The organism is Nostoc sp. DSM 114161, from assembly GCF_052692665.1.
Genome location: NZ_CP195141.1, coordinates 4,425,379 through 4,450,993, shown reverse-complemented (window position 1 = coordinate 4,450,993; position 25,615 = coordinate 4,425,379). Strand labels below are relative to the sequence as shown.

Below are 25,615 nucleotides of genomic sequence, written 5' to 3'. Positions count from 1 at the left end.
TTCCCAGATGATTAACCAAATTACCGCCTTAGAATCCTGTTGGCATATTTCTCCTGAATGGGGTCAAACCATGCCTCCACTAGCAGTGAAAATGTTAGAAAAAGTTTTGTTGCCAATCTCAGACTTGTCAGGCTACTGCTGTGGTGTTCAGTGGGAAAGACACCAATGGATTTATGCAATTGTTTGTCAGGGTGAAACTTTCTACTTACCTGAGCAAGAATTTTACCGAACAAATGTACTCGAAAAGCCTACTGTTTCTACTCCAGCTTTTAAATTGGGGGACATAGTTGAGGTTGATTTCGGCGAACAGCCGACACGCCGTATTATTCAAGGGATTTTTAGCCTCAAAGATAATTGGCTTTATGGAGTAGAGTGGCACTCCCCAATTTTAGAAGAAGTTTTTGCCCAAAGCAGAACAATATGGCTTGCTGATGCCGATTTAGTAAATGTTGGTGTATGACTATTATCAGTTAGTAGTAAACAGCACCAAGTTAACTAGCAGCTTGGGCGACCAATCTAAGATTACTGAACTTTATAATTCATTAATGCGTACACCCATCGCGGCTTGTCCCAGACATCGCACTTGTTGGAAGTCCTCTATACTTTGAGCTTATCTCAATTTAGATCGTTGCGATTAGGTGTCGGGAATTGAAGGATCTCAGAAAAACGTGAATATTTAACCGCATCGGTAGGAGGATAATCTGCCGACACTGCAATTAACCCAATTTTTACATCCTCGAAATAAATCACACCCCCAATACGTCGTTCAGCTTGGAAAGGGCCATGAAATAAACGATACTTTGCAATGTAGATCGAGAAAAAGTCAGTAATTTTGATTGTCCTGCCAAACATTTGCTGACAAGTTTTGTGTAGGACACCATTTAGATATTCACTATATATAGGCTCACCCAATTCAATAAATTTTGGACTATCCGCAAAATTATCCATATAAAATGACCAGATATGGGACAAGTCTGCTTCATTAGTCAGTTTTTGCTTGAGTTCCTGCAATCGCTGGATTTTCATAGTGTGTATATTGGTGAGGTGGGAACAACAGACCGCACTGTTAAAAATCTACCATGAGCATATCTTTAAATGAGAATTATAGGATTCATACAGCAGATTGCAAGTTGCTGAGGTACAGATCGTAGTAGGGGCTTTACAGATGTAAAGCCCCTACCCGTATACTTCATTTACCTGAAAAACGCTGTATTTGATTTTTGAAAATAAATTGTATAAAAAAATACCCCTATAAAATATAGGGGCATTTATTTATATCTTGTCAGTTCTCAAGTACGGAAACGTCTTTTACCCTGCTTTTGTAAGGCAAGTTTTTTGCGCTTGGATTTTTCAATAGGCGTTTCAAAGTGACGATGCTTTCTCATATCTTGAAAAATGCCCGCCTTGGAAACTTCTCGCTTAAATCTGCGTAAGGCTGACTCAAGGTGTTCATTTTCACCTACTATTATTTGGGTCATTATCTCTCCTACTTAATTGAATTCATCAATGGACTAAAAATTCGCTCTCTCAAATTTCTGGTTTTAAATCTTAGTAGCGTCCGCGTCCACCACCGCCACCATATCCTCCACGTCCCCCACCAGAAGAACCTCTGTCTTCTTTGGGCTTGGCTTTATTAACTTTCAGGTCACGACCCATCCATTCAGCACCATCAAGAGCTTCAATGGCAGCTGCTTCTTCGGCCTCTGTTCCCATTTCCACGAAAGCGAAGCCGCGTACACGACCTGTTTCTCGGTCAGTAGGTAATTGAACCCGCTTTACCGTACCATATTCAGCAAAAACACCCTTGATATCATCTTCTGTAACTTGGTAAGAGAGGTTGCCTACATAAATTGACATTGATTATCTCCAAAATCATAAATGTGTAGAGATTTAAATTTCGGAGAAAAGTCTGTAAATACCAAAAGGGAAAAACCTGTCAATACTAAAAACAAAAATACTCACCGAATTAACTCTCATTTTCTAGGATGACATAGAAGCTAATTTTCTGCACCTAGTAAAAGGTTAATAGATGATTAACTGTTAATTTGACACTCACCGCCCTCAAAGTGTTGTGATTCTTGGGCTGAATCCTGCCTTTACTAGCAATACTAATTTTGGTCTTACGGTTTCATGCCTAGCGCCAAACATATCTCCCGATAGCTTTACTTATAGACTAGTCCCCAAAGCGACTTACTACCAGTATTTCACAAAAGCGCTGCTTTGGGTCGGAGCTTTAAACCCAAATTTTCGATAAATCTTCAACTGATTAAGTGTCTGGCTGCTTTTGCTTGATTTAGTTGCTTATCCATAAGCTATGCTTATTTTTTACCTAAAGCAATCAGCTTTTTATATTTCTACGAACTGTATCATACACTACTATTTTTTGGCGATCGCTACGCCCGCCGTACCTTGAGGGAAACCAAGCTAGGCGTAGGTCTCGCACAGAAGGCATCGCAAAACTTTTCGGCGTCCTGAATATACCTTTTGGCGTACTTGTTTTCCTAACTCCTCAAAAAACGGGTAAAGCGAGAGTCATCATACTCAAAATGAGCAATTCTTTATCTGCCCTTCGGGCAAGGTAGGAGGGAAGAAAAAGTTTTAAGGTAAGCCTTTTGCCTTGGCCAAACTGGGTTTAAGACCCTCACTAAATCTTAGATTTAGTGGTCTTCAATCAGAGGGAGTCTGAATCCCCTCTGATTGGCCTGTTGCCTCCTGCTTCCCCTGCCTTCTGCCCCCTGCCTCCTTCAATGACTAGCCAATTTAAGTATTCAAGGCTAAGATTGTAGTCGCAAAAAATACTGAACATTCATGAGAGCTTCAACTGAACGTTATCAACAAGACATTAGTCTACCCAAGGCAGAAGTAGAGCAATTGCTTCTGGAATGGCACGAAAATCCAGCAGCTTACGTAAGTAGGGTATGTATCCATCAGTTATTTGAATATCAAGTAGAAAAAACACCTGAGCAAATTGCGGTCATTTTTGAAGACAAACAGCTTTCTTACCAAGAACTTAACCAGCGAGCTAATCAACTAGCGCACTATCTACAGGCTCTAAATGTCAAACCTGAGGTTTTAGTTGGCATTTGCCTGGAGCGATCGCTGGAAACAATCGTTGGACTATTAGCGATTCTCAAAGCAGGCGGAGCTTATGTTCCTCTAGATCCGGCCTATCCCTCAGAGCGCCTAGCCTTGATGTTAGAGGACTCACAGTTACCAATACTACTGACCCAACACAATCTACTTTCAAAGCTTCCAGAGCATCAAGCCCATGTGGTTTGTCTAGATAGGGATGCAGAGGCAATTACTCAACAAAGCCAGGAAAATCTAACTTGCCTAGTGACAGATGAAAACCTGTCCTATGTCATTTACACCTCCGGTTCGACTGGTAAACCTAAGGGGGTAGCTATCGAACATCACAACACAGTGGCTTTGTTGCATTGGGCAAAAGAAGTTTTTACAACCGAGGATCTAGCCGGAGTTCTGGCTGCAACATCTATTTGCTTCGATCTTTCAGTTTTCGAGATATTTGTTCCCCTCTGTTGGGGTGGTAAGGTGATTTTGGCGGAAAATGCGTTGTATTTGCCTACCTTACCTGCCGCTCAACAAGTCACCCTGATTAATACAGTGCCATCTGCGATCGCAGAGTTACTTAGAATTCAAGGTATACCCGCTTCTGTTCGCACCGTTAATTTAGCAGGCGAACCTCTGCAAAATCGTTTGGTGCAGCAGATCTATCAGTTGGACAATATTCAAAAAGTCTTTAATCTATACGGCCCTACGGAAGATACGACCTATTCGACATTTGCCCTAGTGAAGAAAGGTGACACCATCGTGACTATCGGCCGTCCCATCGCCAAGACTACCTGTCTTATCTTGGACGAACACATGCAGCCGGTACCTACGGGTATTGAGGGCGAACTCTACATTGCTGGTGAGGGAGTAGCTAGAGGCTATCTCAACCGCCCAGAACTGACAGATCGGCGATTCATTCCCAACCCATTCAACAATTCAAAATTATATAAAACTGGGGATTTAGCTCGCTACTTACCAGACGGCAACATTGAATATATTGGACGCATTGACCAACAAGTAAAGATTCGCGGCTTCCGTATTGAGCTAGGAGAAATTGAAACTGCACTGTGGCAACATCCTGACGTGCAAGAAGCTGTGGTGATTGCTAGAGAATTTTCCCCTGGCGACAAACGCCTAGTAGCTTACGTAGTTCCCAAGCCCGAATCATCAGATACGAATGTTGGTGATTTACGCCGTTTTCTCAAACAGAAATTGCCTGACCACGCGATCCCTTCTCGGTTTGTGCAATTGAGTGCTTTACCGTTAACAGCTAACGGAAAAGTCGATCGTAAGGCACTCCCAGCACCCACTCAAACTTTGAATGCAAATGAGAAGTTTGTTGCTCCTCGCACGCCTATTGAGGAACGAGTAGCAGAAATTTGGTCTACAGTATTGGGTCTAAAAAACATTGGCGTTCATGACAATTTCTTAGCGTTGGGAGGACATTCCTTACTAGCCTTTCAGATCCTCTGCCGCATCCGCGATACCTTTCAAGTTGAGTTGCCAATGCGGCATTTGTTTGAAGCGGCCACCATCGCTGACATAGCCCAAAGCATTATACAAGCACAACAGGAAGACAAAGGATGCTCTGTTGTGCCAATACAATCCATTGGGTGCGATGGGGATTTATCGCTTTCCTTTGGGCAAGAACGGTTGTGGTTTATTGACCAGTTCGTACCCAACCATGCTTTTTACAATGTTCCCGAAGCCTTTCGCGTCAAAGGCGTACTCAACGCCACAATATTAGAGCAGAGCTTGAATGAAATTATCAAACGTCATGAAGTCCTGCGAACTACTTATTCCAGCGTCAACGGACAACCCATACAGGTCATCCACTCAACTTTTCCCATCGAACTCTTAATAACGAACCTGCAAGGGCTGTCTCCAGACGAGCAAGAATCTCAAGTCCGCCACATCGTACTTAAAGAAGCTCAACGTCCTTTCGATTTAGTTCAAGGGCCATTGCTGCGAACAACATTACTGCAACTGAGTTCAGAGGAACATATATTCGTCCTTAACCTCCACCACATTCTTTGTGATGATTGGTCTTTGAGTGTTTTCTTCGAGGAACTATCAGCCCTCTATCAAGGTTTCTCCACTGGTAACCCCTCTCCCCTTGCTGACTTAGCGATTCAGTATGCGGACTTTGCAGCTTGGCAACGCCAGTGGCTGCAAGGTGAAATTTTAGATAATAAGCTTGCTTATTGGCAGCAAAATTTGAGTGGCAGTCTACCCATATTAGAATTGCCCACCGACTATCCACGACCGTTGGAGCCAACATATCAGGGGGCGCGTCAATCGGTCGTTATCCCCAAATCCCTAACTGATGCCCTCAATGCTCTTTCGCGTCAAGAAGGTACTACCTTGTTTATGACCTTGTTAGCAGCATTCCAGACACTCCTATTTCGCTACACAGGGCAAGAAGACATTTTAGTAGGCGCTCCTATTAGCAACCGCCACCGTTCTGAGTTAGAAGGAGTAATTGGGTTTTTGCTCAATACTTTGGTATTGCGAACCAACTTGTCTGGCTCCCCAAGTTTCCGGCAGTTGTTAGGCCGAGTCAGGGAAGTAGCTTTATCGGGTTATACCCACCAAGACTTACCGTTTGAGAAACTAGTTGACGCCCTACACATCGAGCGGGGCTTAAACCAAAATCCACTGATTTCAGTGATGTTTCATCTTCAAAATACCCCAATGCCTAAGCTGACTGTTCCCGGATTGACAATGAACCGCTTGGGAATTGACAACGGGACATCCAAGTTCGATCTATACCTCGAACTGCGCGAGACAGCAGCAGGGATATCGGGCAACTTGGAATATAGTACTGACCTATTTAAAGCTGAGACGATCGCTGTGATGGTGGAACATTTTTCTGTTCTATTACAGAGTATTGTCTCTAACCCAGACCAGACAATTTCTAACTTACCTGTGTTAACATTCCCTGGCAATCGTCAGACGGGAGCAAGCGTTCGCCAAACTCAGCGAATATCCAAAGGCAATGTAGACCTTCTGGGCTTACAAGAGCCTGACATGGATAGAAGCGATTTAAAAGCAGTATTTGTCGCACCTCGTACCCCAATTGAGCAACAAATGACTGAAATTTGGAGCCGAGTTTTGGCGATCGCAGAAGTTGGGATTCACGATAATTTCTTTGAGCTTGGTGGTAATTCGCTGCTAGCATCTCAGTTGATTTTTTATGTGAGAGAAACCTTTCAAGTAGATTTACCCCTAAAAATCCTGTTTGAGAAATCCACTATCAGAGCACTGGCTCAGGTAATAGAGACAGTACGTCGAGATGGCGTTTCTACTTTAACCAGTGCGATCGATCTAAAATCTGAGGTAGTACTCGATGTAGCGATCGATGCTCAAGGAAGGTCTGTCGCTCAGGTCGATGAATTGCGTCATGTTTTTCTCACAGGAGCTACGGGCTTTTTAGGGGCTTTTTTACTTGATGAACTGCTACATCAAACTCAAGCAAAAATATACTGCCTGGTGCGCTCCCAAAACGAGCATGAAGGGTTGAAAAAGATTCAACAAAACCTAGAAAAATATTCCCTTCATCACCCAAATTTTAGCTCTCATGTAATTGCGATTCCGGGAGACTTAGAACAGCCATATTTGGGTCTTCCTATTGAACAGTTTGAAAAACTGGGTCTGGAAATTGATACCATTTATCACAGTGCAGCCCAAGTCAATTTTGCTAAACCATACTCTGTAATCAAGGCATCCAATGTCCTTGGAACTCAAGAAGTTCTCAGATTAGCTTGTATGGGCAAAGTCAAACCAATGCATTACATTTCTACCATTGCTGTTTTTGGTGCAATCAGCCATTTTACAGGACAAAAAGTAGTTTACGAAAATGACGACATCGAGTCTTGTAAAGACTATGTTGCTCTAGATCTTGGCTACGCTCAAACCAAATGGGTAGCCGAAAATCTTGTATGGGTTGCCAAGTCTAGGGGAATACCTGTTAGCGTCTTCAGAACAGGATTTCTCATGGGACATAGCGATACCGGCATTGCTCATACACAAGATGCTTTTGTGCCTAGAGTTATTAAAGGATGCATACAGCTTGGTAGTTTTCCAGAACTGATAGATCAAAAAGAAGAATTGATTCCTGTAGATTACGCCAGCAGAGCAATTGTTCATTTATCCAAAAAGCAAGAATCTCTAGGAAAAGCTTTCCATATAGTACCCCCGCCAGACTACAATCTAGGCATCATCGAGCTTTTTGAGTTTGTTTGTTCTTATGGTTATCAACTGAAGAAGTTACCATATACTCAGTGGAAAGATGAGCTAATTGCAAATTTCAGGGACTCTCAGGAAAATGTTTTACATCCGCTTTTACCGATGATGTCTGAAAAGGTCTATCAAAATGTTTTGACAATCATGGAGTTGTATCAAAATATAGTTGATTATGACTATCAAAATACCCTGAATGGATTAGCAGATTCTGGAATTGTTTGTCCGCCAATGGATACTAAGCTGCTGGATAAATACTTCTCATATTTCATTAGTAGTGGTTTCTTAAATTCACCACCCTCAAGATAGCAGTAACCTTCACGCTATGATTTTGAGCTTAATAAGTAGAAGGACTAGATTAAACTTAACTTGAGGTTGCCGGGTTTCGACTTCGCTCAACCCTCATTTTATCAAGGTTCGAGCATTGAGCGCAGTCGAAATGCATCTTCTAAATAATTATGTCCACTTACTTATTCCTCGATCTAACTCACTCAAAGGAGCAAAAGTTTATCAAATTATATTAAGCTTATTAGACTTCTTGGAGAAGTCGGGAAAAGGGGGAAAGGTTTGGTATTTTCCCTTTCCCCAATAAAGATGAGTCCCTTCGATCGCAAAAGTGCAAAAAGCACGATAGTACATCAGTTTCGCTCCCAGCCAGTAGCGATCGTATTGAAAGAGTAAGAATCTGTATGAGAATAATTGCCGATCCGCCATGCTTGCAATAGATGATAGTCCAAACAAAGCCAAGTTATACCAATTCAAATAATGTTTGCGACACATCAATTATCCGCAAGGGCACAACAATGTTGTGCCCCTACCCATCTGTTGCATTCTTTTTTCAAATTGGTATTACACTACTGGTAAACCTGCCTCTAGTACCGTTTATATAACAGTGTCTTCCGGTAATCTGGTATTGTTATTGTTTGCTGGATCGCTCTATCATTATTTAATTCCTCCTTTAAGAAAGCTCAGGTGGTCTAAGGTTTGTAAAGTTAGTAGCGCCATAGTGGTTGTCAATCATTTTGGCTAACGTTCCAGTCCATCTACCGATCGCATTACTGTTAATATGTGCTTCCACGCATAAGCTGATAAAGGTATGCCGCGTCTGGAGTTAAATTCGATAAAAGATAATCTCGAATAGCAGATGCCTCGTCTAGCGATCGCGTAGGTAACTTAGCGATATGATTTCGATGCTTAGTAAAGTCTTTTGCATAAGTACTTGGACTAACTTGCGGTTTCTTAAACTCGCTGTACTTGTCCCTTTTACACCCAATTTACACCCATTTTTTGCTTAAAGACATCAAAAAATACCCAAAATTTTTCTAAGATTTAGAATTTTTTTGTTGATTAATCAGGCTTCATAAAGCAAAAACCCCTTAAAATCCAACGATTTCAAGGGGTCTGAATTGTATGCCAGGAACCAGACTTGAACTGGTGACACGAGGATTTTCAGTCCTATCTCAATAATGTTGAAAATGCTTGATATATAAAGAAAATATTTCAAGCATCCTTATGGCATCCTATTTTGTATGCAAATAGTATGCAAGAATAGAGGTAGATAGGCGTTTTGAAGGCACACCACATGAGAGAAATTAAAGTCAGAAATAATAACGGATGGATAATAATTAGGTTTACTTATGCTGGCAAGCAGTACAGTTTTAACCCAGCACCGGGCAGTAAGTACACTGACAAGTTAGCGATCGCTAAGTCTGAGGAAATTGCCAACCGCATACGTCAAGACTGTATAGCCGGATATTTTGATCCAACGTTGACAAAATACAAGCCGAACGCATTGCAGGGTAGAACAAAGGAAGCGGCTATACAGGACGCCGAAGAAGCAAAAGCGATCATTGCTGCTAGGCTCTCAGTGAATGCTGTTGACCTGTTGCAACTGTTTGAAGATTACACACTGTTTAAGTCTAAAACCTTAGCCTCTAATAGCATGATCGATTATGACCGTATCAAAAACAAGATTAAAAGATGTCCGCATAAGCTAGTGAGAGACGCTGTAGACGTAATGCAATGGCTAGTGAATGATCACAAAGGTACATCTACTAGTAGCCTCGAAAAGCAATGGAAACTGATAAACGCTTGTTGTAAGTGGGGTGTGTCTACTGGAAAGCTGCAATCTAATCCTTTTCAGGACAAAAAGAACTTAATACCGTCCACGAAAAATACAGGCACTAAGGACGATATCAATCCTTTTAGTGATAGTGAGCGCAAGCAGATAATCCAGGCGTTTTACGGTAGTGATAGTTATAAGTATTACGCTCCCTTAGTGGAATTTCTATTTACTACAGGTTGCAGACCTGAAGAGGCGATCGCGTTGCAATGGAAGCACATTAAAGGCGCAAAGATTACCTTCTGTCAAAAGCTAACAGCAAGCGGCGAAATAGAAGCGGGTACAAAAACACAATCAAAGCGATCTATCACTATTAACGATCATCTGAAGTCCATTATTGATGGTATTAAGCCAGAAAAATGCAGCAATGATGATTTTGTATTTCCAGCCAAAAAAGGTGGTTTTATAGACTGGCATAATTTCGCTAGTAGGGCGTGGAAAACAATACTTGAAAGCTTGTCAGATATAGAATACAGAAATCCTTATCAGATGAGGCATACCGCTATCACAATGATGGTACGTGCTGGTGTAGACAGTATGATGATTGCTCGGTGGGTAGGTAATTCTCCCAACATGATCGCTAAAAGATATCTGGGTAACGTAGGCGATATCGCAATGCCGAGTAACTAAAACTAGTGCTAGCGATAGGATAATACCCTATATGGAGTCATTGAATAAAACATTGAATAATTTATTGAATGAATTATTGAATAGTTCTTATAAGGGTATCTCAACCAAATATCCAAATAAAAAGGGTAGGCTTTGATTCCTACCCTGTGAACACACATATTTTAGAATTTCCCCCGTAGCTCGTGTATATCCTTTTGCATCTCCGAGAACAGTACCTCATGTCTCTCTAGTTGTAGAAGGATTTTTTGCATTACATCCCTGTTTCGTGTGTTCCCTTGTGCGGTAAATTCCCAAACTTTGATGATGATGGCAAACACGATCGGGAACGTCAAACCTATCCAAAAATCAGGATTTATTTTCATATCTCAAGCGTATACCCCCTTATTTTAAAGTCGTCGTTAATAACGTCTTTATAAATGTCGTTTTTTATGTCGTTCTATAAATCACACAGTACCGGTGTATTCGTAAATTTCCAATGATACGGTTTTGAACCAATTGAAAGGGCGAAACCAAAGAGCGTAGGTACTCGCAATCTCTTTATCGAACATTAATAGCGTGGGTTGGTTGAGGGAGAGTAGGTAACGCTGGTTTACGAAACTCTCCACTGTTCCCCCTTCCTGTATCGCGGTACGTACTTTCTGTTTCACATACCCCAACTGTTTCCAGTTAGGTTTCGCGTCTGGCGAGGTGGCTTTAACAGTTAGGACGTGGCTATCAAACAGTACAGGAATCACTAACTCACCGATCAATGAATAGTCAGCGTGTGTGACCGGCAGATCGTACCGTTGAGTGAAAGTCTCTTGATAGAAGAGTGACCATTTTGAAGCATCACCTAACTGCAAAACCATGTCTCTAGCTCCTACCGGTTACGCGTAATGGGTTACTGAATGCGGTAAACGTACCACCGCTGGACACACGACCGGCGACAGTTGGAACGGTGGCACCCACGATGGCGGCTTCTACGGTAGCGGCTTTTGCTAGGGTGTAATGTAGCTTGATGCGGTAGGACTTTGTACCTACTTTGGCGATCGCTACGGCGTTACGAAGAATACCGCTTTTGATCAATTCCTTGACCGGTATCAAGGGCATCTTTAACTCTGCCTCGTCAGTGGTAACGCTAACGCCGGTTGCTGTGGCAATAGCACCGGTATAGAAACCCTTAGTACCTCGAAAAAAGTACTCTTGGGTGTCAACAGTGATTTTGAGGGTATCGTACAATCCAGCCATTGTTTATTGCTTCCTTTATTTGATGTTGTTTACTAATGGGCGATACGGTCTAACCGAGGGTGATATGGGACGGAATTACCGCACCGGTAATTGTCTGACCACGGAAGGTTTTACCCTTAATGGAAAGCGCTGTACCAATGTGAGAACGATCGCAGATCAACTTGGAACGCTTACGCTTACCGTTCACCACGTAAGACACGGCAACGTGGAAAACCTTGCCGGTATTGATTGCGTATTGAAGGCTGACTTTATCAGCACCCGCAGGTGGGTCACCAGTAAGTTTCAGAACTCCCATGCTTGTACCGATACCGTCGTATACGTCGGGTAAATCCATCAAGAATTGATTGGGTGCAGCACCAATAACATGTGCTACTACTGCGGCTCTAGCCATTGCGTTTTCCCTCCAGTGGGGCGAGTTGTGTATATTCCTTTTATACCCAGTACGCTAAACGTTCGGAGCAATCGGTAACCTATAGGATTCCAGGGTTGGGTTAACGCACGGTTGCAATAGGTCAAATATAGCCGTGGTAAGTGTTTGGGTATGCTGGTTACTTTTTGGCGATCGCTTAAACCCTATCCACCTAATACCTAGCGTGATAGTAGGTGTTATTTTATTCGGGTTTTATACAGTCTTTTGTAATACGTCGTTCTAATATGTCCTTTATTACGTCGTTATTTATGTCGAGCGTTGACGACGTTTTGACTATATACCCTTCATACCTTGACTAGGTGCGGTGAAAGTATCGCCCAAATGCTACCAATAACTTGGCGGTAATCAGTTGTTATATCGTATAAGCGATATACACGTCGTTGATAGCAACGTTATGTATTTTTGATGTACGTCGAGCGATTGCCGAATAACATTGACCGCTATGCTACAAAAATGCTTATCAAATACACACTACTATCGGACGGTATTACGATCATGGCAGAACCTACATTGCAACAAGTGTTTGGGGCAAATGCTATCCAAACATCCACAACATTGACCATCACAAAAGCCGATTTACTAACACTTACCGCTAGCGCTAATAACACAGCGGAATCACTTTTTACGGCGATACTTCTAACCGCAAAAAACTATCTTTCGTCGGCAAACTTTGATGCTAATACCGATCAAAGTGTATCAATCTCCGATGGCTATCTTCCTAGTTTCGCTATCCGTGGTGAGAATAAATATCGTCAGGATGATATCACTGTTTCACTCTATAAAGCGGCTGGTAGTATTACTATTGATGCCGATGACTACTAATGTCTTACCCCATTATTTCGCTAACTGATTTATTTGGTGATGGAGCCGTACAAACATCGACTACACTAACGATAAAGAAGAGTGATTTAATAACACTTACCCCATTCATTAACAACTCTGCCGAATCATTATTAGTGGCGATTCTAGTACGTGCAGCCACCTTCTTCCAAGCCTTTCTCGCTGACGAAAACGGTAACCCAATTATCACAGAGGAAGGCTACCCAATTGGGTATGACCGAACGAATTTATATGAACTCCTGAATGTTTTTATTTGGGAATCAAAATACACTTCCAGGGATGACATAAACCTATCGATAAAGGATACTATCGTCTGTGAATCCTATACAGATCTCCCAGATTGGGAGTGAGAAATTTACACCAGATAACACCGATCTCATTCCCATTCAACAAGCCGATGGCATCACACGGCGAATAACGAGAGCAAATTTATTAACTGGTGTGGCTCAAGCATCAGCGTTGACATCACCAGTACAGACAGCACGAAGCGTATTTCTAGCGCATTTAGACAGCGATATCGTTGACATCTATGGTCACTCAATATCAAGTGTTGGCAGTCCATCGTTATCGACTACACAGAAGAAACTTGGCACTAAATCGCTATTTCTTCCCAGCACCACGCCATCGTATCTTACGTGCGCCGCATCAAGTGATTTTCTGTTCTATGGAGATTGGTTGCTAGAATGTTTTTGCTGGCTACCGTCAGCGTATTCAAGTAATGGGTATATGGCGTCATTGATATACCTCGAATACTCGTCTTCATCCTGGCTAACGATCGGACGTAATCACAGCGATGCTAGCTCGAACGCCAATACATTCTATGTACAGATAGGAAGTGGTGGATTTTCTTATTCTGCCAACTCATATAAAACACATTCATTGGGTGCATGGCATCACATTTGCGGTATTAAATTTAGCGGTAATTTGATGTTATTCGTGGATGGTGAATGTTGTGCTTCTATACCGTGTGGACAGATATTTTTAGGTGGAAATCCCACTTTAAATATTGGTGCTTCTCCTTTATCGGTCGCCGGAGGTAGCGCTAGGTACAGGGCGTTACAAAATGCCTATATTCAAGAAACGAGGGTAAGAACCTTTGAGTATAATGTCCCAACTTTGGCATACACATCATGACATATTGCAGCATCGAAGATACAAGCGCAAAACTCACGTATACCAAGGGTAACGGTGAGGTAAAAAGTGTAATTTTCAAGGGCAGTTTACCGATTGAAGTAACAGTAACCGCAGTCGATAAAGAAAAGTTTCAGTTCACTGGTAACGCACCGTTGAATCACTTTGCGCCCGGTAATATTCGCTCTATTTCGTGTACAGGCACATTTCGTCAGATCGGCAACGATCCATCTACCGAGCTACCATGCACGTACATTGTTGACAGATCGGTGGTCACCGGCAATAGAGTGCAAGCGGAATTCGATAGTGTTTACAGCGATAACACAGGTGATATGACATTCGTCGTGGATTACGACGCTAATTACGACGTTATTCGTGTCCTTCATGATGACGTATTAATTTATAAGGATACCGGCATATCACCGATTACCTTCAAAGTAAATTGCATACGCGATCGCTGCCCACCGGGTTACTGTGAGTGCAAAACCGACGAGTACCCAGGATATTGTTGCTCAGATTGTGCATCAAATACCAAACAAATTCACGATATGCGTACAGCATTGAAGGTGAAAAATGGCGGATAATTGTGCCGATTTAGCGAGAGAGATTGCATTGCTTAGGGCGGAAATAGCGGCTATTCCTCGTGTAAACGAAAATGCTATCGTACAACGCTCAGTGAAGTTATCAGAGCAAAGTATCTTACCCAAATTACCGGGGATAGCCGAAACAGCGGCAACGGCGGCGGTAAGTGTGGGACTTAGGGACATTCAACCAAAAATACAAAAAGCGGTTGATCGTGCCTCGGAGGCGATGGGACTTGCAAATAAGTCCTTTAGTAAAGCTTCTGACGCCGAAATCGCAGCAGCGCTAAACAAGGCACGGCTGAACGTAGTAGAAACAACGGCGTCTACGGCATCACGTACCGCTATTAATGCAGCAAATGACGTATCCGGCGTTAAGGGTATAGTACAGGGTATAGGCTCTCGCGTGGATAGTTTAGGGCGTGCGATCGGTAGTTTTGAACGTCGTGTGGGTGAGGCGATATTCAAGGCTGGTGAGGCAGTAGGCATCAGTCGTCAGGCACTTGGTAAAGTCGGCATCCTGGCAGGGCGGATACTCGAAATATTCAACGTAATTGCAACGATTTTTACGCTACTAGAGCAATTAGCGGTATTGGAGGTGCTAGGGCAGCGCATCGACGCAGTTGAAGGACAGGTAATAGCGTTAGGTGGCGATGTAAGCAGAATATTAGGAGATTTATTAGGCATAAAAAATAGGCTTGGTAAGGCTGAGATAAATATCACATTTATCAAAGGTATCTCCGATGCTGCACTGGGAATAGCTAATCAAGCCCAAAGTATCGGGGCAAGTGCTTTAAGTCGGGCTGGGTTTGCTGCGGCACAGGCGAACACGGCTATTAATGCCGCTGATGCTGCTAATCAAAAATCAAATCAAGCGATCGGGAAAGCAACGGAAGCTAAAACCATTGGAGAGCAAGCGAAAGGATTAGCAGGGCAAGCGTTCCAGAAAAGTGTGGAAGCTTTAGGAGTAGCGTTAACGGCTCTCACTTTGTACCAAACACTTAAGGGATTAAGGGGACTCAAGGGAGATAAAGGCGATCCAGGTATACCAGGTAGACCGGGTGAGCGTGGTGAACCGGGTATACCCGGTAGGCAGGGCGCACCAGGAATAACACAAGTAATTACATTGCCGGGAATCCCTGGTAGGAGGGGTGACCGTGGTGAGCGTGGTGAGCGTGGGTTACAGGGGTTGCCGGGAACGCCGGGAAGAAATGGGAGAGATGGTGATATGAATCCAGTAGACTTGGCAAGTTTAAGGGCATTGATTATTAGTCAACACAATCAAACACGTAATCAAAACGCGGTACAACATAACACAACACGATCGCGTATTTTAACTCCGATAATGGCAGTATTGACGCCGATATTGGTATTTTGTAAGCAAATTTGGGATGTTGTGTCTAAGTTTAGTGACGCCGCACAATTGGCATTGCTGAACGTTATCAACAACAAACTCGGTAAACAGGTTACTGGCGGGCTTTCACAATTTATCGAAGATATCGCCAAGAATACCTATGTCGAGAAGGTTCTGGCAGTCTTGACGTTCGCCGCTACGGTACACAATGCCCTAATGCTGTCGGGTGCATTGGGTGAAACATTCCTTACCATAGTTAACCAAGTCGTAGGTTTCGTTGTCCCCAAGGGCATTAATGGTACACCAATTGACGTGGGAGCGGTAATTGGTAAAACGACAGAGGATATCATCAAGACCGCTATAGGAGCCGAAAACTATACACTTCTTACCGAAAAATGGCAGGAGGCGAATAGGATTTATCAGGCTGCTAGTAATGTATTTAACCAGATTGCTAGTCTCGGAGGTATCCTAACCGCTGGTATGGAGGTAATTGGCGGTAATGTCGGCAAGATTGGTAATGCATTACGCGAGTGGGGTGTGGTAGGCGAAAAAGCATACGCGATGATGAATCCACAACCCAACCTTAAGGGTAAATTCTTTGATTACCTATCAAGGACTGGCGATAGATTAAGTTCCGTCTTGATGGTGGTAGCGGTTCCAGTTGCTCTCAAAGCAGCTTTTGACGGCATAGACTCAAGTGTCGCTGACTTAAAAAGAGAACTTGCACAAGAAGACCCGAAAGACGCCAACGGCAACCCAGTAAAGGATGCTGAAGGTAACACAGTCCACTACAAGCCAGGTCTAGAGGTTCCCGTGCCCAAGGTAACCGCTGCTGAATACGAACAAGCGAAAGCGGATAGCGGTAACTTTGACGACATTACGCTAGACGACTTCTATGATGCAGAAGGAGAGTAAACACCATGACAGTTACACCCAATCAACCGCCCTCTGACTCTCTGCCAGCGAATTTCAAAAGCTTTGAACACTTACAGAAGGTGTATAGACAGCAGTACAATGCACTCGTTCGCCGGTATTTCAGCGATCTCGGTAACGACTGGAAGCCCAACATCGCAACCTCTCGTAGTGCCCTGAGAGTAGCTTGCGAGATAGTGGATGACGATAACGACGCCGTGATGAGAATGCGTACATCGCTGTTCTTCGATATCCTGGGACAGAGTAGAAAAGACTTGATAACCTACTACGGCTCCAAGGAAGATATCGCACCACCGGTAGAAGGTCACCCAATCGTGAAACTGTACTTCTCACAAGATAAGGCGAGCGTGCCGGTGGGACAGAATGCTGTAGACGCTGAATATAGTTTCAGGTTAATGAATGAGACGGCGGCAACATTTACGGAACTCAACGCCAAGTCACTCGCCAACAAAGTGAAAGCAGAATTCATAGAAGCAAGAAAGGGCGTCGTATTTACGAAGGGTAAGAACATCTACTACTACAAAGATAAGGCAAAAGGGTACGAACTGCGGTTGTACGGTAACGTAGAAGCCGACGCAATAGACCTTATCAGACGTTTTCTCGCTTGTCAGGATGTCGTTTTTGATGACGACAAGATGACCGTTAGTACTCCCAAAAAAGCATCTCAGTCAACGCCTACGACCGTTACAGCATACGAGAAACAGGTTAAAGCAAGACGGTATCGCCCTACTGCTAACGTGAGATTTCGGTACGCTTACGTGCAGATACCGAATATCAAAAACCCTGTATTCCTGATAGACACAACATCAAGGTACAATTCGCTCGTTGCGGTATGATGTACCCCTTATTTTTACATCGTCGTTATATACGTCGTTTTTATCGGCGTATTTGACGACCTATTTTATGACGCAATAAAAAAGAGGGTGTATACATTTCAGTAATCATTGAATCGATAGAGTATCACCATTTTTTGGTATTCAATACTTTATTGAATAAAGTAAAAGAAGCGGGTAATAATCCAATCGATTACCACCCGTTTACTGTGTGGTGTATGTAGGATCTATTGAATAAAATATTGAATAATCCATTGAATAAAATATTGAATGATTTATTAAATACAAAAAAAAGAGAGGTAGCGTATACCCCTCTTTTAGTTTTATGGTTCTATTAACTGATATTTGCTAACCATCGCTTGCTGTACTGTCTTTATTTTTGACTAAAACAAGTAAGTCACCTATCTGACAATCAAGTACCGTACATAGCCTCTCTAGGGTATCCAGTGGAATAGATTTGGCTTTACCGTACTCAATATTCTGGACGTTCCCTAACGACATCTCTAGTTGTCTTGCTAGCGCGTTCTGGGACAACCCTCTAGATTCTCTGATCTGCTTAAGCCTGATTTCCACTGTCATTAGCCTCATTACCTATTGCTATTGTATCCCACTGTCATTAGTCTAACCATCACTGAGTTATATAAAAATGTGATATTGGATAGATAAATATTATAAGTCTAACTATTGCTATACCAAGTGAGACTAGGTTATCTTTGATTCATGCCACTCAGCCAAGGTGGAAACGTAAAAGCAAATGTAGTTATAGCAAGGGGTTGGAGATCAAACACTTCCATAGTGCTTAACTGCAAGTACTGATACCTATACAGCGAATACTTGAAAGCTTCCGACGACGTACTGAGAGACACGAGTCGAGCTATAAAACGAGCGATCGCGGTAATTGGCAAGCTAAGACACCATACATGGCGTAAGACGATGACGAACAATAAAGTGCAACTAAGCAACGATTACGTGACTCATGAGGTATTTGGTACATCATTATGTGTTGTAGGGCGTCCATACGACAATGACGCGTGGATTGTCGAGGCTACTGACCAAAAGTTCAGGAAAACTCAGGCGATGCCTGTCCAGTGGCAAATGATAGCACCTACTGGCAAACGTGAGGCGGTACGGATAGTCAAGAAAGTGGTTGACGTATACATAGATTTTGGTTGCTTTCTTGTGAACGCAGAAGACTACGAGAAAGTAGTACACGAGTGCATTAAGACACATGACCCGTATGGCTTGCGACTAGTCGCGTCACTGTATCCAGGTGATGACAAACAGGCGATTAAAAAAGCGGTCGAGCATATCATCAAAAAATGCGAGATGGGGGAGAGAAACGTGTCTAATGGCTATCAACCAACACAGGTGACTGATGCAGCTTTAGAGTTTGGTATGGAAAAGTGGTTAGTAGGTCAAATAAGAGACGGTATTAGTTAAGCCTTGAAAGTGGGAATTATACATCAAATAGAAACCATTCAATATTTCATTCAATAATTCATTCAATGCTTTATTGAATGGTTCTCATAGCACGCTCTAAAATCAATTCCCAACACACACAAAAACAGTTTTAGGTAACAAAGGTAGTGAAAAGACAAGCTATATACCATAGAGTGAACGGTCAAAAAATGATCGTTTATGCAGCTAATGGCTGGGATATCAGAGTAGTAAGGCTATCTAATGCAGATGGCTACAAATTAACTCGCTGGTACAACCCATATCGAACGAGATTAGGTGGTTTATTCTGCGGTTCAATAACTGTAGAGACACAACACGAAGTAGAAAGAATCATAAATCGGTTTGCCAACGGAATAACCATCGAAGAATTACCCGATCGGTTCCCCAGTTTTGCTATAAGACCAACTGAGAACGGTATCGATACAAATCGGTATGAGTTGGGTGCTAAGGAAAGTTTATTGAATAATTCATTGAATAAATCATTGAAGACTTTATTCAATAGGTTTTTATCGGTGGTACATCATCGACGGTCATCTGCAAGAATTTTTCGCTAAATACACATAGTCGCAAGAATCAAGGGAATTATGGTCAGAAGTAGGAAGAAAGACGAAGGAAAAACTTACCAACACATCGGGGATATTCACTGGAAAGAAGCTAAAAGGCAGTACTATACACCAGGATTGCACACGGCTGGACTGTCGCCTGAGATGCTTCGTAAACGAGGGATGCGACGACTGATCAGGGATGATAAAAACGCTCGTCAAATGATGGTAACCTTCGACAAGGAATACGTCATTGAGACAGTATTCAAGACGGTAGTAGAACGATTAGGTATATTTTTGAATGAAGAATTAAACGAAGAATATTATAATTTTTTCTTCGCTGAGTTAAAGGAGTACGCACTAACGAGAGGCGATCGCGCAAAACGAGAGCAATTAAGAACAGAAGCACAGCGCCTGCATGAGCGATTCCCGCACAAAACAGTAGAGCAATGGCTCTTAGAACTAAGTCCACAATGCAGCGAACCTGCTACCGCCGATGTCTCAAATGAGTTGACTACCGTTAATGCTGTAGACGAACCTCGTAATACCGCCGTCGATGATACGCGTGTTCAGGATAGCTCTAACAACAAAGTCGAGCATGATGACGAGATCGACTACGAAACATGGGGCATGAGCGACGACGCGGTAAGTCAAGGGTCATCTGTTCGTCAGGAACAGACAGATGAACTCACTACTACAACGGGTTTCGAGTCGATGAATTACGATCTTTCTGATTGTGACGATAGTGAATCTGATGGCAATGATGATGATACTGAAGTAGAGAAACCTGATGTAGATAGCGTAGTAACAACAGTATTAGGACAGGAAGATACAATCACACGGTCTAGCGCCGATTCTAGTGAAACGGAGAAGACAGCACCACGCAAGAGAGGGCGTCCACGTAAGTTATCGTAAGCGATCGCTTAGACCATTATCACTGGTGTTTCTTGCATACGACTTGCATAGTGAGAAAGGGGATACTGCTTCTTGTTCCGATTGATCGGTATTTCTTGGAGGAGATCTGTAACTGGTGTACATTTTGCACTGCTAAACGCAATCCAATATGATATCTCTCGCTGTATGCAAGTACTATGCAAGTTTATGCGATATGCAAGTGTCAATTTTTCTTGTAATGTATGCCAGGAACCAGACTTGAACTGGTGACACGAGGATTTTCAGTCCTCTGCTCTACCGACTGAGCTATCCCGGCAGGGGCTTTTTTTGAGCCACGATTAATAAATGTAGCAAAGATAAAATGAATTTGCAAGAGGTTGGAGAAAAATATTTATGCAGCTTTCAAGGTCAATTTAAACCAGATGACAACAGCTAAAAAGAGTAGAAACTGGACAAGAACAATACTAGGGCCAGAAGCTATGCTGAAAAGGCCTGAGACAATGATTCCAGTAATGCTGGTGGTGGAACCGACGATTACGGAAATGGCTAGAAACCCGCTAAACCGGTGACTCATTAGTTTGGCAGTGGAGGCGGGAATCACCAAAAAGGCATTTACTAGTAAAACGCCAACAGCTTTAATTGCTACAGCAACGGCGAGTGAAAGCAAGACCACAAAAACGTAGCGGTACAATTGCACGGGAATACCTTGAACCTGCGCTACATCTGGGTTAAGTGTCAATAAAATTTGCTGTTGCAGAGTTGATAGTAAAAATATGGAACCCCCCACAAGTACCAGCAGCGTCAAAATCAAATCTGTAACATCAAGCGCCAGAATATCGCCAAACAGTACTTGCATCAAGTTGCCACGATATCCTTTGATTAGACTAGTGAGAATTAGCCCGATCGCTAATGCCCCAGATAGCACTATACTAAGTACGCTATCGCTACCTAAGTCGGTTTTATCGATAAAGTAGAGGACAACAACACCAAAAATTAAGGTAAAAGGTAACAGCATCCAAGTAGGATTTACCTGTAACAGCACACCCAAAGCTACACCCACCAATGCTGCATGACCAACGGCGTGACTGAAAAAAGATAGTTGGCGCAAGGTAACAAAACTACCCAACATCCCGCCAAGTATTCCCATTAGTACAGCTTCTACGATCGCCCGCTGCATAAAGGGGTATTGTAATAAGCTGGCTAAGTTATTACCGTTAGCGATCGCTAGCCAAGCTATCTGACAATTATTGAAGAAATCCATACTTATGGGCAATGCCCTTGATAAGTTATCACGATCGAGTTTGTAATGTATTTTATATGAAGCCGAGTCAAGTTTTGAATTCAAAACTTTCAAGAAAAATAGAGAGTGGGGAGATGGGGAGACGCGGGGACGCAAAGAAAAACAAATGCCCAATGCCCAATGCCCAACTTAATTATGATTGTGTTGGTAGCGACTAAACCCTGGCCCATAGGTTGCTAAGAGATTTTGCGGTGAAAGGGCAATTTCTGGTTTTCCCGTGCAAACAATGGTTTGATTGAGACAAAGCACGCGATCGCAATGACGGCTGACCATATCAATATCATGGGAAACTTGCAATACTGTCCAACCCTCTTGCCGCTTTAATTCATTTAGCAAAGCGTAAAAATCTGCGGCGCCTTGTACATCAACCCCAGCAAAGGCTTCATCTAGTACCAACAATTTCCGTGGCTTCACCAGACAATAAGCTAACAACACGCGCTTCAACTGGCCGCCGCTAAGAGTACCAATAGCTTGATGCTGTAAATGATAAGCATCGGTTCGCCGCAAAGCTTCTGTTACTGCTAACGATTTATCCCAGTCTTGTCTCCATAATTTTGAGAAAAATGAATCTTCCCTTTTGCCTTTTGCCTTTTGCCTTTTGCCTTCGCTTGTCCATCCTAGTCCTACCAATTCCCTGACAGAAATCGGAAAGCTACGATCGAAGAAGAAATTTTGCGGCATATACCCCAACAAGTGACGCAAATACCCCAGCTTTGCAATTGGCCGATCCAATATTTCAATCGTACCAGCACTCCGAGGTATCAAATCTAAAACGGCTTTTATGAGAGTACTTTTACCAGCACCGTTGGGGCCAACTATAGCTGTATCTGTTCCTGGCAACAATTCAAAGGAAACATCTCGTATAGCTAGATAACTGCCTTGATAGACTGTTAATCCTTCTACTTTTAAAATAGCAATCTTATTAGTCATTAGTCGTTGGTTATTGGTTATTGGTCATTGTTCATTGGTCATTGGTCATTGGTCATTTGTAAAGGACGAGAGACAAAGTACTAAGGACAAATGACTAATAACAAATCTATTTACATGCAGTTTCTAAAGTTTGTAAGTTAGCTTTCATTGCTTGGAAATAATACTGTGGATTTGTTTCACCAGTTTCCAAAGAATCTAAAGTACGCAAATTTAACTTCAAGTCTTTTGAAAGACTAGTCAGCAATTTATTATCGACTCCTGGTTCGCTAAATAAGGCTTTAACTTTATACTTTTTTACGGCGTTAATTGCATTTTGCACATCTATTGGTGAAAGTTGATCTTCGGGAATTTCCACCACAGAAACTTGCTTGAGCTTGTAGCGTTTGGCTAAGTATGGAAATGCATCATGAAAGGTCACGAAAGTGCAATTCGGATTCTTTTGTAATGTCTCTTGAAATTCGCTGTTTAATGTTTCTAATTCTTTAATATAAGCCGCAGCATTAGCCTCGTAAGTAGCTTTATTTCCTGGATCGGCTGCTATTAAACCATCACGAATATTACTTACTTGCTGTTTTGCCAAAACCGGATCTAACCAAACGTGAGGATTTCCTTTAGCATGTTCGTGCTCGCGATCTTCTTGAGTTTTGGCTGTTTTCTCAACAGGTGAAATTTCATTTAAGGGTTTAATATCTTTACTGGCATCAATTTCTGTTAATTTAGAGTTTTGGGCATTTTTGACAGTATCTGACAAAAATTCTTCTAACCCTAAACCATTTTTTACTAATACATTAGCAGTGGCGATCGCTTTCACATTTTCCGGTGTCGCCTGGTATTCATGTACCTCCGTACCAGGTGGCACTAAAATTTCGACATCGGCGACATTTCCAGCCACAGCCTTGGTAAACAAATATATGGGCAAAAATGTAGTCACCACTTTAGTTTTTCTGGGTTGTGCTGTTGGAGTAGATGCAACTTCTCGTGCTTGTGGGGACTGTTGGACAGCTGTTCCTTGATTCTGATTCGATTCGCTACAGCCAGCAGCGATCGACAATATTAGCAGAGCAATTAATGATACGATGCCGTTTCGTCGTCTGTATGTTCTAAATTTTCTCCAATTCCCCACCACGTTGTTTCCTCCGCAAAACCGATGGTTATTATGCTTTGACCACAATTTTTGTTGACAATGATACTTATTCTACATCTGATATTATAGTAATTCTCATTCTCAATAAATATTTGATAGGTATAATAAATCACAATTAATTATTGAGTAACGAGCCATTTGCAATTAAGTTTTCCCAAAACAATTAGGGTTTATTGACATAATTTTTTAAAAAGCTTGCATACTTCTGATAAGATTACTGACGAGTTTTTAATAAAATGTGCTTTCAAAAAAGCGCGGTGTGAGCGCGAATTGTAGATTGGTGTGAGGAGAAAAATGCAAAAAGTTTATCAATATCTGCTATTTAGTCCAGCTGTGTGCAGTGCAATGGTATTTCTGAGTACTGCTGCATTTGCAGGTGAAACATCTGGTACTTCCCAAATCGATCGATCGCAAGTTTTAGCTAGTCCAAACACCAAGGTTGAGAGCATATCTGAAAATAAAACAATGGCACAAGTTACTTCAGTGTCTCAGTTGTCAGATGTGCAAACTACAGACTGGGCTTTTCAAGCATTGCAATCGCTAGTAGAACGCTATGGTTGTATTGCAGGATATCCAAATAGCACTTATCGTGGTAATCGGGCACTGACGCGGTATGAGTTTGCTGCTGGTTTGAATGCTTGTCTAGATCGCGTTAATGAATTAATTGCCACAGCCACAGGCGATTTAGTTAGCAAACAAGATTTAGCCGCACTACAAAAACTGCAAGAAGAATTTTCCGCCGAACTAGCGACACTCCGGGGCCGTGTGGATGCAGTAGAAGCACGCACAGCTGAATTAGAAGCCAATCAGTTTTCTACTACAACTAAACTGCAAGGACAAGTTGTTGCCGTCGTTAGCGATGTTTTGTCAGGAAATACAGTCAACGGCGCAGAAATTACAGACGAAAATACCACTTTAGGGGTACGGGCGCGGATAGAACTTGTCACCAGCTTCACAGGACAAGACACCCTGTTCACTAGAATCCAGGCGAATAATATTCTCAGCCCTGACATTGGTACGCCAGAGGGCAATTTATTCTTTGCTGGTGAGGATGGTACCACTACTGCTGCGATCGATGCACTACTTTACAGATTTCCCTTGGGCAAGAAGACAGAGGTGGTTGCTATTGCCAATGCAGGTGCAGCCGACGACCTAACTAGTACTGTCAATATCTTTGATGGTGATGGTGCCTTTGGTGCTTTGTCTACCTTTGGTACGCGCAACCCAATTTATAACCAGATAAACGGTGCTGGTTTAGGATTAACATACGAATTTAGCGAACAATTATCGCTAAGTCTAGGGTATTTGAGTGGTACAGCTAATAACCCTACACCTAATAATGGTTTGTTCAATGGTTCTTATGGTGCCCTGGCACAGCTGACAGTTCAACCAAACGATCGCATTTCTCTTGGTTTAACTTACATCAATTCTTACAACCAACCACTACTCACAGGCAGCAATGCAGCAACCTTCCAAGATATAGCAGCTATCCAGGGTTTACCAGAAGAAGAAGTCGGATTTTCCAGTAACTCTTACGGCGTGCAAGCATCCATTGGCATCACTGATAACATAGTTTTAGGTGGTTGGGTTGGATACACTAACACTCGAAGCTTGAGAGGAAACCGTGGAGACGTTGACATTTGGAACTATGCTGTTACCCTTGGCTTTCCCGACCTCGGTACAAAAGGTAGTTTAGCAGGTATTATTGCGGGTGTGGAGCCTAAAGTTACAAGTTCTAGTCTTGTAGGATTAGCTGAAGATGAGGACACATCTTATCATTTGGAAGCATTCTACCAATATAAGCTCAGTGATAATATCACCATTACCCCAGGAGTCATTTGGCTAACATCGCCAGATCATAACAATGATAATGATGATGTTGTTATTGGTGCCCTGAGAACCACATTCAGTTTCTAATTTTGAAAATCTCAAAATCAAGACGCAAACTTATC

Annotated in this window: 22 protein-coding genes and 1 tRNA gene; 12 read left to right on the top strand and 11 right to left on the bottom strand. The window is 42.5% G+C overall.

Translation table 11 applies throughout. From position 1 onward, the window contains the following. Nucleotides 1–7 precede the first annotated feature (7 nt). Nucleotides 8–460 (top strand): DUF1392 family protein, encoded by a 453-nt coding sequence (locus NSTC745_RS19290; protein ID WP_445632362.1) that lies wholly within the window; start codon nucleotides 8–10, stop codon nucleotides 458–460. A 155-nt stretch (nucleotides 461–615) separates the two neighbouring features. Here the strand turns inward: NSTC745_RS19290 and NSTC745_RS19285 are convergent, their stop codons facing one another. The 3 genes from NSTC745_RS19285 to NSTC745_RS19275 form a co-directional block, all read right to left on the bottom strand. Further along, entirely contained in the window at nucleotides 616–1,026 is a 411-nt protein-coding gene (locus NSTC745_RS19285; RefSeq protein WP_445632361.1) for a hypothetical protein, read from the bottom strand. A gap of 263 nt (nucleotides 1,027–1,289) precedes the next feature. Further along, a complete protein-coding gene (rpsU, locus tag NSTC745_RS19280) occupies nucleotides 1,290–1,478 on the bottom strand; it encodes a 30S ribosomal protein S21 (protein WP_015115835.1) in 189 nt (62 codons plus the stop codon). Nucleotides 1,479–1,548: 70 nt separating this feature from the next. Beyond that, a complete protein-coding gene (locus NSTC745_RS19275; protein WP_445632360.1) occupies nucleotides 1,549–1,857 on the bottom strand; it encodes an RNA recognition motif domain-containing protein in 309 nt (102 codons plus the stop codon). A gap of 951 nt (nucleotides 1,858–2,808) precedes the next feature. Here NSTC745_RS19275 and NSTC745_RS19270 point away from each other — a divergent pair. Beyond that, the gene (locus NSTC745_RS19270; RefSeq protein ID WP_445632359.1) at nucleotides 2,809–7,623 is read left to right on the top strand and encodes an amino acid adenylation domain-containing protein; all 4,815 of its coding nucleotides are present in this window, start codon (nucleotides 2,809–2,811) and stop codon (nucleotides 7,621–7,623) included. A gap of 1,273 nt (nucleotides 7,624–8,896) precedes the next feature. Then, complete coding sequence (locus NSTC745_RS19265) at nucleotides 8,897–10,066, top strand: site-specific integrase (RefSeq protein WP_445632358.1); 1,170 nt, start codon at nucleotides 8,897–8,899, stop codon at nucleotides 10,064–10,066. 443 nt (nucleotides 10,067–10,509) lie between these two features. Here the strand turns inward: NSTC745_RS19265 and NSTC745_RS19260 are convergent, their stop codons facing one another. The 3 genes from NSTC745_RS19260 to NSTC745_RS19250 are packed head-to-tail and all read right to left on the bottom strand — an operon-like array spanning nucleotide 10,510 to nucleotide 11,684. Beyond that, nucleotides 10,510–10,914: a hypothetical protein gene (locus tag NSTC745_RS19260; protein ID WP_445632357.1), complete on the bottom strand. Its 405-nt coding sequence runs from the start codon at nucleotides 10,912–10,914 to the stop codon at nucleotides 10,510–10,512. Between the two features lie 4 nt (nucleotides 10,915–10,918). Beyond that, nucleotides 10,919–11,293: a hypothetical protein gene (locus NSTC745_RS19255; protein WP_445632356.1), complete on the bottom strand. Its 375-nt coding sequence runs from the start codon at nucleotides 11,291–11,293 to the stop codon at nucleotides 10,919–10,921. A 49-nt stretch (nucleotides 11,294–11,342) separates the two neighbouring features. After that, nucleotides 11,343–11,684 carry a hypothetical protein gene (locus NSTC745_RS19250; protein ID WP_445632355.1) on the bottom strand — a complete coding sequence of 114 codons (342 nt, stop codon included), beginning with the start codon at nucleotides 11,682–11,684 and terminating at the stop codon, nucleotides 11,343–11,345. A 534-nt stretch (nucleotides 11,685–12,218) separates the two neighbouring features. Between NSTC745_RS19250 and NSTC745_RS19245 the strand changes: the two genes are divergently transcribed. The 5 genes from NSTC745_RS19245 (at nucleotide 12,219) to NSTC745_RS19225 (ending at nucleotide 17,398) form a co-directional block, all read left to right on the top strand. Further along, nucleotides 12,219–12,545 carry a hypothetical protein gene (locus NSTC745_RS19245; RefSeq protein WP_445632354.1) on the top strand — a complete coding sequence of 109 codons (327 nt, stop codon included), beginning with the start codon at nucleotides 12,219–12,221 and terminating at the stop codon, nucleotides 12,543–12,545. Between the two features lie 333 nt (nucleotides 12,546–12,878). Next, entirely contained in the window at nucleotides 12,879–13,697 is an 819-nt protein-coding gene (locus tag NSTC745_RS19240) for a LamG-like jellyroll fold domain-containing protein (RefSeq protein WP_445632353.1), read from the top strand. Between the two features lie 329 nt (nucleotides 13,698–14,026). Further along, nucleotides 14,027–14,278, top strand: a complete 252-nt coding sequence (locus NSTC745_RS19235) for a hypothetical protein (RefSeq protein WP_445632352.1) — start codon at nucleotides 14,027–14,029, stop codon at nucleotides 14,276–14,278. Beyond that, nucleotides 14,268–16,544 carry a hypothetical protein gene (locus NSTC745_RS19230; RefSeq protein WP_445632351.1) on the top strand — a complete coding sequence of 759 codons (2,277 nt, stop codon included), beginning with the start codon at nucleotides 14,268–14,270 and terminating at the stop codon, nucleotides 16,542–16,544. Before NSTC745_RS19235 ends, NSTC745_RS19230 begins: the two co-directional genes overlap by 11 nt. 5 nt (nucleotides 16,545–16,549) lie before the next feature. Further along, entirely contained in the window at nucleotides 16,550–17,398 is an 849-nt protein-coding gene (locus NSTC745_RS19225; RefSeq protein WP_445632350.1) for a hypothetical protein, read from the top strand. Between the two features lie 345 nt (nucleotides 17,399–17,743). Here NSTC745_RS19225 and NSTC745_RS19220 read toward each other — a convergent pair whose 3' ends face one another. Then, nucleotides 17,744–17,974: a helix-turn-helix domain-containing protein gene (locus tag NSTC745_RS19220; protein ID WP_445638645.1), complete on the bottom strand. Its 231-nt coding sequence runs from the start codon at nucleotides 17,972–17,974 to the stop codon at nucleotides 17,744–17,746. Between the two features lie 354 nt (nucleotides 17,975–18,328). Here NSTC745_RS19220 and NSTC745_RS19215 point away from each other — a divergent pair, with 354 nt between their 5' ends. The 3 genes from NSTC745_RS19215 to NSTC745_RS19205 all read left to right on the top strand — a co-directional run bounded on the left by NSTC745_RS19215 (nucleotide 18,329) and on the right by NSTC745_RS19205 (nucleotide 20,310). Beyond that, nucleotides 18,329–18,835, top strand: a complete 507-nt coding sequence (locus tag NSTC745_RS19215) for a hypothetical protein (RefSeq protein ID WP_445632349.1) — start codon at nucleotides 18,329–18,331, stop codon at nucleotides 18,833–18,835. 188 nt (nucleotides 18,836–19,023) lie between these two features. Beyond that, nucleotides 19,024–19,407, top strand: coding sequence for a hypothetical protein (locus NSTC745_RS19210; protein ID WP_445632348.1), 384 nt, complete (start codon nucleotides 19,024–19,026; stop codon nucleotides 19,405–19,407). A 30-nt stretch (nucleotides 19,408–19,437) separates the two neighbouring features. Then, nucleotides 19,438–20,310 (top strand): hypothetical protein, encoded by an 873-nt coding sequence (locus NSTC745_RS19205; protein ID WP_445632347.1) that lies wholly within the window; start codon nucleotides 19,438–19,440, stop codon nucleotides 20,308–20,310. Nucleotides 20,311–20,532: 222 nt separating this feature from the next. Here NSTC745_RS19205 and NSTC745_RS19200 read toward each other — a convergent pair. The 4 genes from NSTC745_RS19200 to NSTC745_RS19185 form a co-directional block, all read right to left on the bottom strand. Next, nucleotides 20,533–20,605, bottom strand: a tRNA-Phe gene (locus NSTC745_RS19200). Nucleotides 20,606–20,680: 75 nt separating this feature from the next. Next, nucleotides 20,681–21,550, bottom strand: coding sequence for a metal ABC transporter permease (locus tag NSTC745_RS19195; RefSeq protein WP_445632346.1), 870 nt, complete (start codon nucleotides 21,548–21,550; stop codon nucleotides 20,681–20,683). A 168-nt stretch (nucleotides 21,551–21,718) separates the two neighbouring features. Then, complete coding sequence (locus NSTC745_RS19190) at nucleotides 21,719–22,519, bottom strand: metal ABC transporter ATP-binding protein (protein WP_445632345.1); 801 nt, start codon at nucleotides 22,517–22,519, stop codon at nucleotides 21,719–21,721. A 106-nt stretch (nucleotides 22,520–22,625) separates the two neighbouring features. Further along, entirely contained in the window at nucleotides 22,626–23,645 is a 1,020-nt protein-coding gene (locus tag NSTC745_RS19185; RefSeq protein ID WP_445632344.1) for a metal ABC transporter substrate-binding protein, read from the bottom strand. A gap of 312 nt (nucleotides 23,646–23,957) precedes the next feature. Between NSTC745_RS19185 and NSTC745_RS19180 the strand changes: the two genes are divergently transcribed. Next, nucleotides 23,958–25,580: an iron uptake porin gene (locus NSTC745_RS19180; protein ID WP_445632343.1), complete on the top strand. Its 1,623-nt coding sequence runs from the start codon at nucleotides 23,958–23,960 to the stop codon at nucleotides 25,578–25,580. The last annotated feature ends 35 nt before the right edge of the window (nucleotides 25,581–25,615 follow it).

Excerpts from the sequence above, each read along its gene's own strand:
- NSTC745_RS19230 (WP_445632351.1), top strand. The coding sequence starts at position 14,268 with ATGGCGGATAATTGTGCCGATTTAGCGAGAGAGATTGCATTGCTTAGG.
- NSTC745_RS19250 (WP_445632355.1), bottom strand. The coding sequence starts at position 11,684 with ATGGCTAGAGCCGCAGTAGTAGCACATGTTATTGGTGCTGCACCCAAT.
- NSTC745_RS19270 (WP_445632359.1), top strand. The coding sequence starts at position 2,809 with ATGAGAGCTTCAACTGAACGTTATCAACAAGACATTAGTCTACCCAAG.
- NSTC745_RS19225 (WP_445632350.1), top strand. The coding sequence starts at position 16,550 with ATGACAGTTACACCCAATCAACCGCCCTCTGACTCTCTGCCAGCGAAT.
- NSTC745_RS19220 (WP_445638645.1), bottom strand. The coding sequence starts at position 17,974 with ATGACAGTGGAAATCAGGCTTAAGCAGATCAGAGAATCTAGAGGGTTG.
- NSTC745_RS19215 (WP_445632349.1), top strand. The coding sequence starts at position 18,329 with ATGACGAACAATAAAGTGCAACTAAGCAACGATTACGTGACTCATGAG.
- rpsU (WP_015115835.1), bottom strand. The coding sequence starts at position 1,478 with ATGACCCAAATAATAGTAGGTGAAAATGAACACCTTGAGTCAGCCTTA.
- NSTC745_RS19235 (WP_445632352.1), top strand. The coding sequence starts at position 14,027 with ATGACATTCGTCGTGGATTACGACGCTAATTACGACGTTATTCGTGTC.
- NSTC745_RS19190 (WP_445632345.1), bottom strand. The coding sequence starts at position 22,519 with ATGACTAATAAGATTGCTATTTTAAAAGTAGAAGGATTAACAGTCTAT.
- NSTC745_RS19275 (WP_445632360.1), bottom strand. The coding sequence starts at position 1,857 with ATGTCAATTTATGTAGGCAACCTCTCTTACCAAGTTACAGAAGATGAT.
- NSTC745_RS19210 (WP_445632348.1), top strand. The coding sequence starts at position 19,024 with ATGATCGTTTATGCAGCTAATGGCTGGGATATCAGAGTAGTAAGGCTA.
- NSTC745_RS19205 (WP_445632347.1), top strand. The coding sequence starts at position 19,438 with ATGGTCAGAAGTAGGAAGAAAGACGAAGGAAAAACTTACCAACACATC.
- NSTC745_RS19255 (WP_445632356.1), bottom strand. The coding sequence starts at position 11,293 with ATGGCTGGATTGTACGATACCCTCAAAATCACTGTTGACACCCAAGAG.
- NSTC745_RS19265 (WP_445632358.1), top strand. The coding sequence starts at position 8,897 with ATGAGAGAAATTAAAGTCAGAAATAATAACGGATGGATAATAATTAGG.
- NSTC745_RS19285 (WP_445632361.1), bottom strand. The coding sequence starts at position 1,026 with ATGAAAATCCAGCGATTGCAGGAACTCAAGCAAAAACTGACTAATGAA.
- NSTC745_RS19290 (WP_445632362.1), top strand. The coding sequence starts at position 8 with ATGATTAACCAAATTACCGCCTTAGAATCCTGTTGGCATATTTCTCCT.
- NSTC745_RS19195 (WP_445632346.1), bottom strand. The coding sequence starts at position 21,550 with ATGGATTTCTTCAATAATTGTCAGATAGCTTGGCTAGCGATCGCTAAC.
- NSTC745_RS19260 (WP_445632357.1), bottom strand. The coding sequence starts at position 10,914 with ATGGTTTTGCAGTTAGGTGATGCTTCAAAATGGTCACTCTTCTATCAA.
- NSTC745_RS19180 (WP_445632343.1), top strand. The coding sequence starts at position 23,958 with ATGCAAAAAGTTTATCAATATCTGCTATTTAGTCCAGCTGTGTGCAGT.
- NSTC745_RS19245 (WP_445632354.1), top strand. The coding sequence starts at position 12,219 with ATGGCAGAACCTACATTGCAACAAGTGTTTGGGGCAAATGCTATCCAA.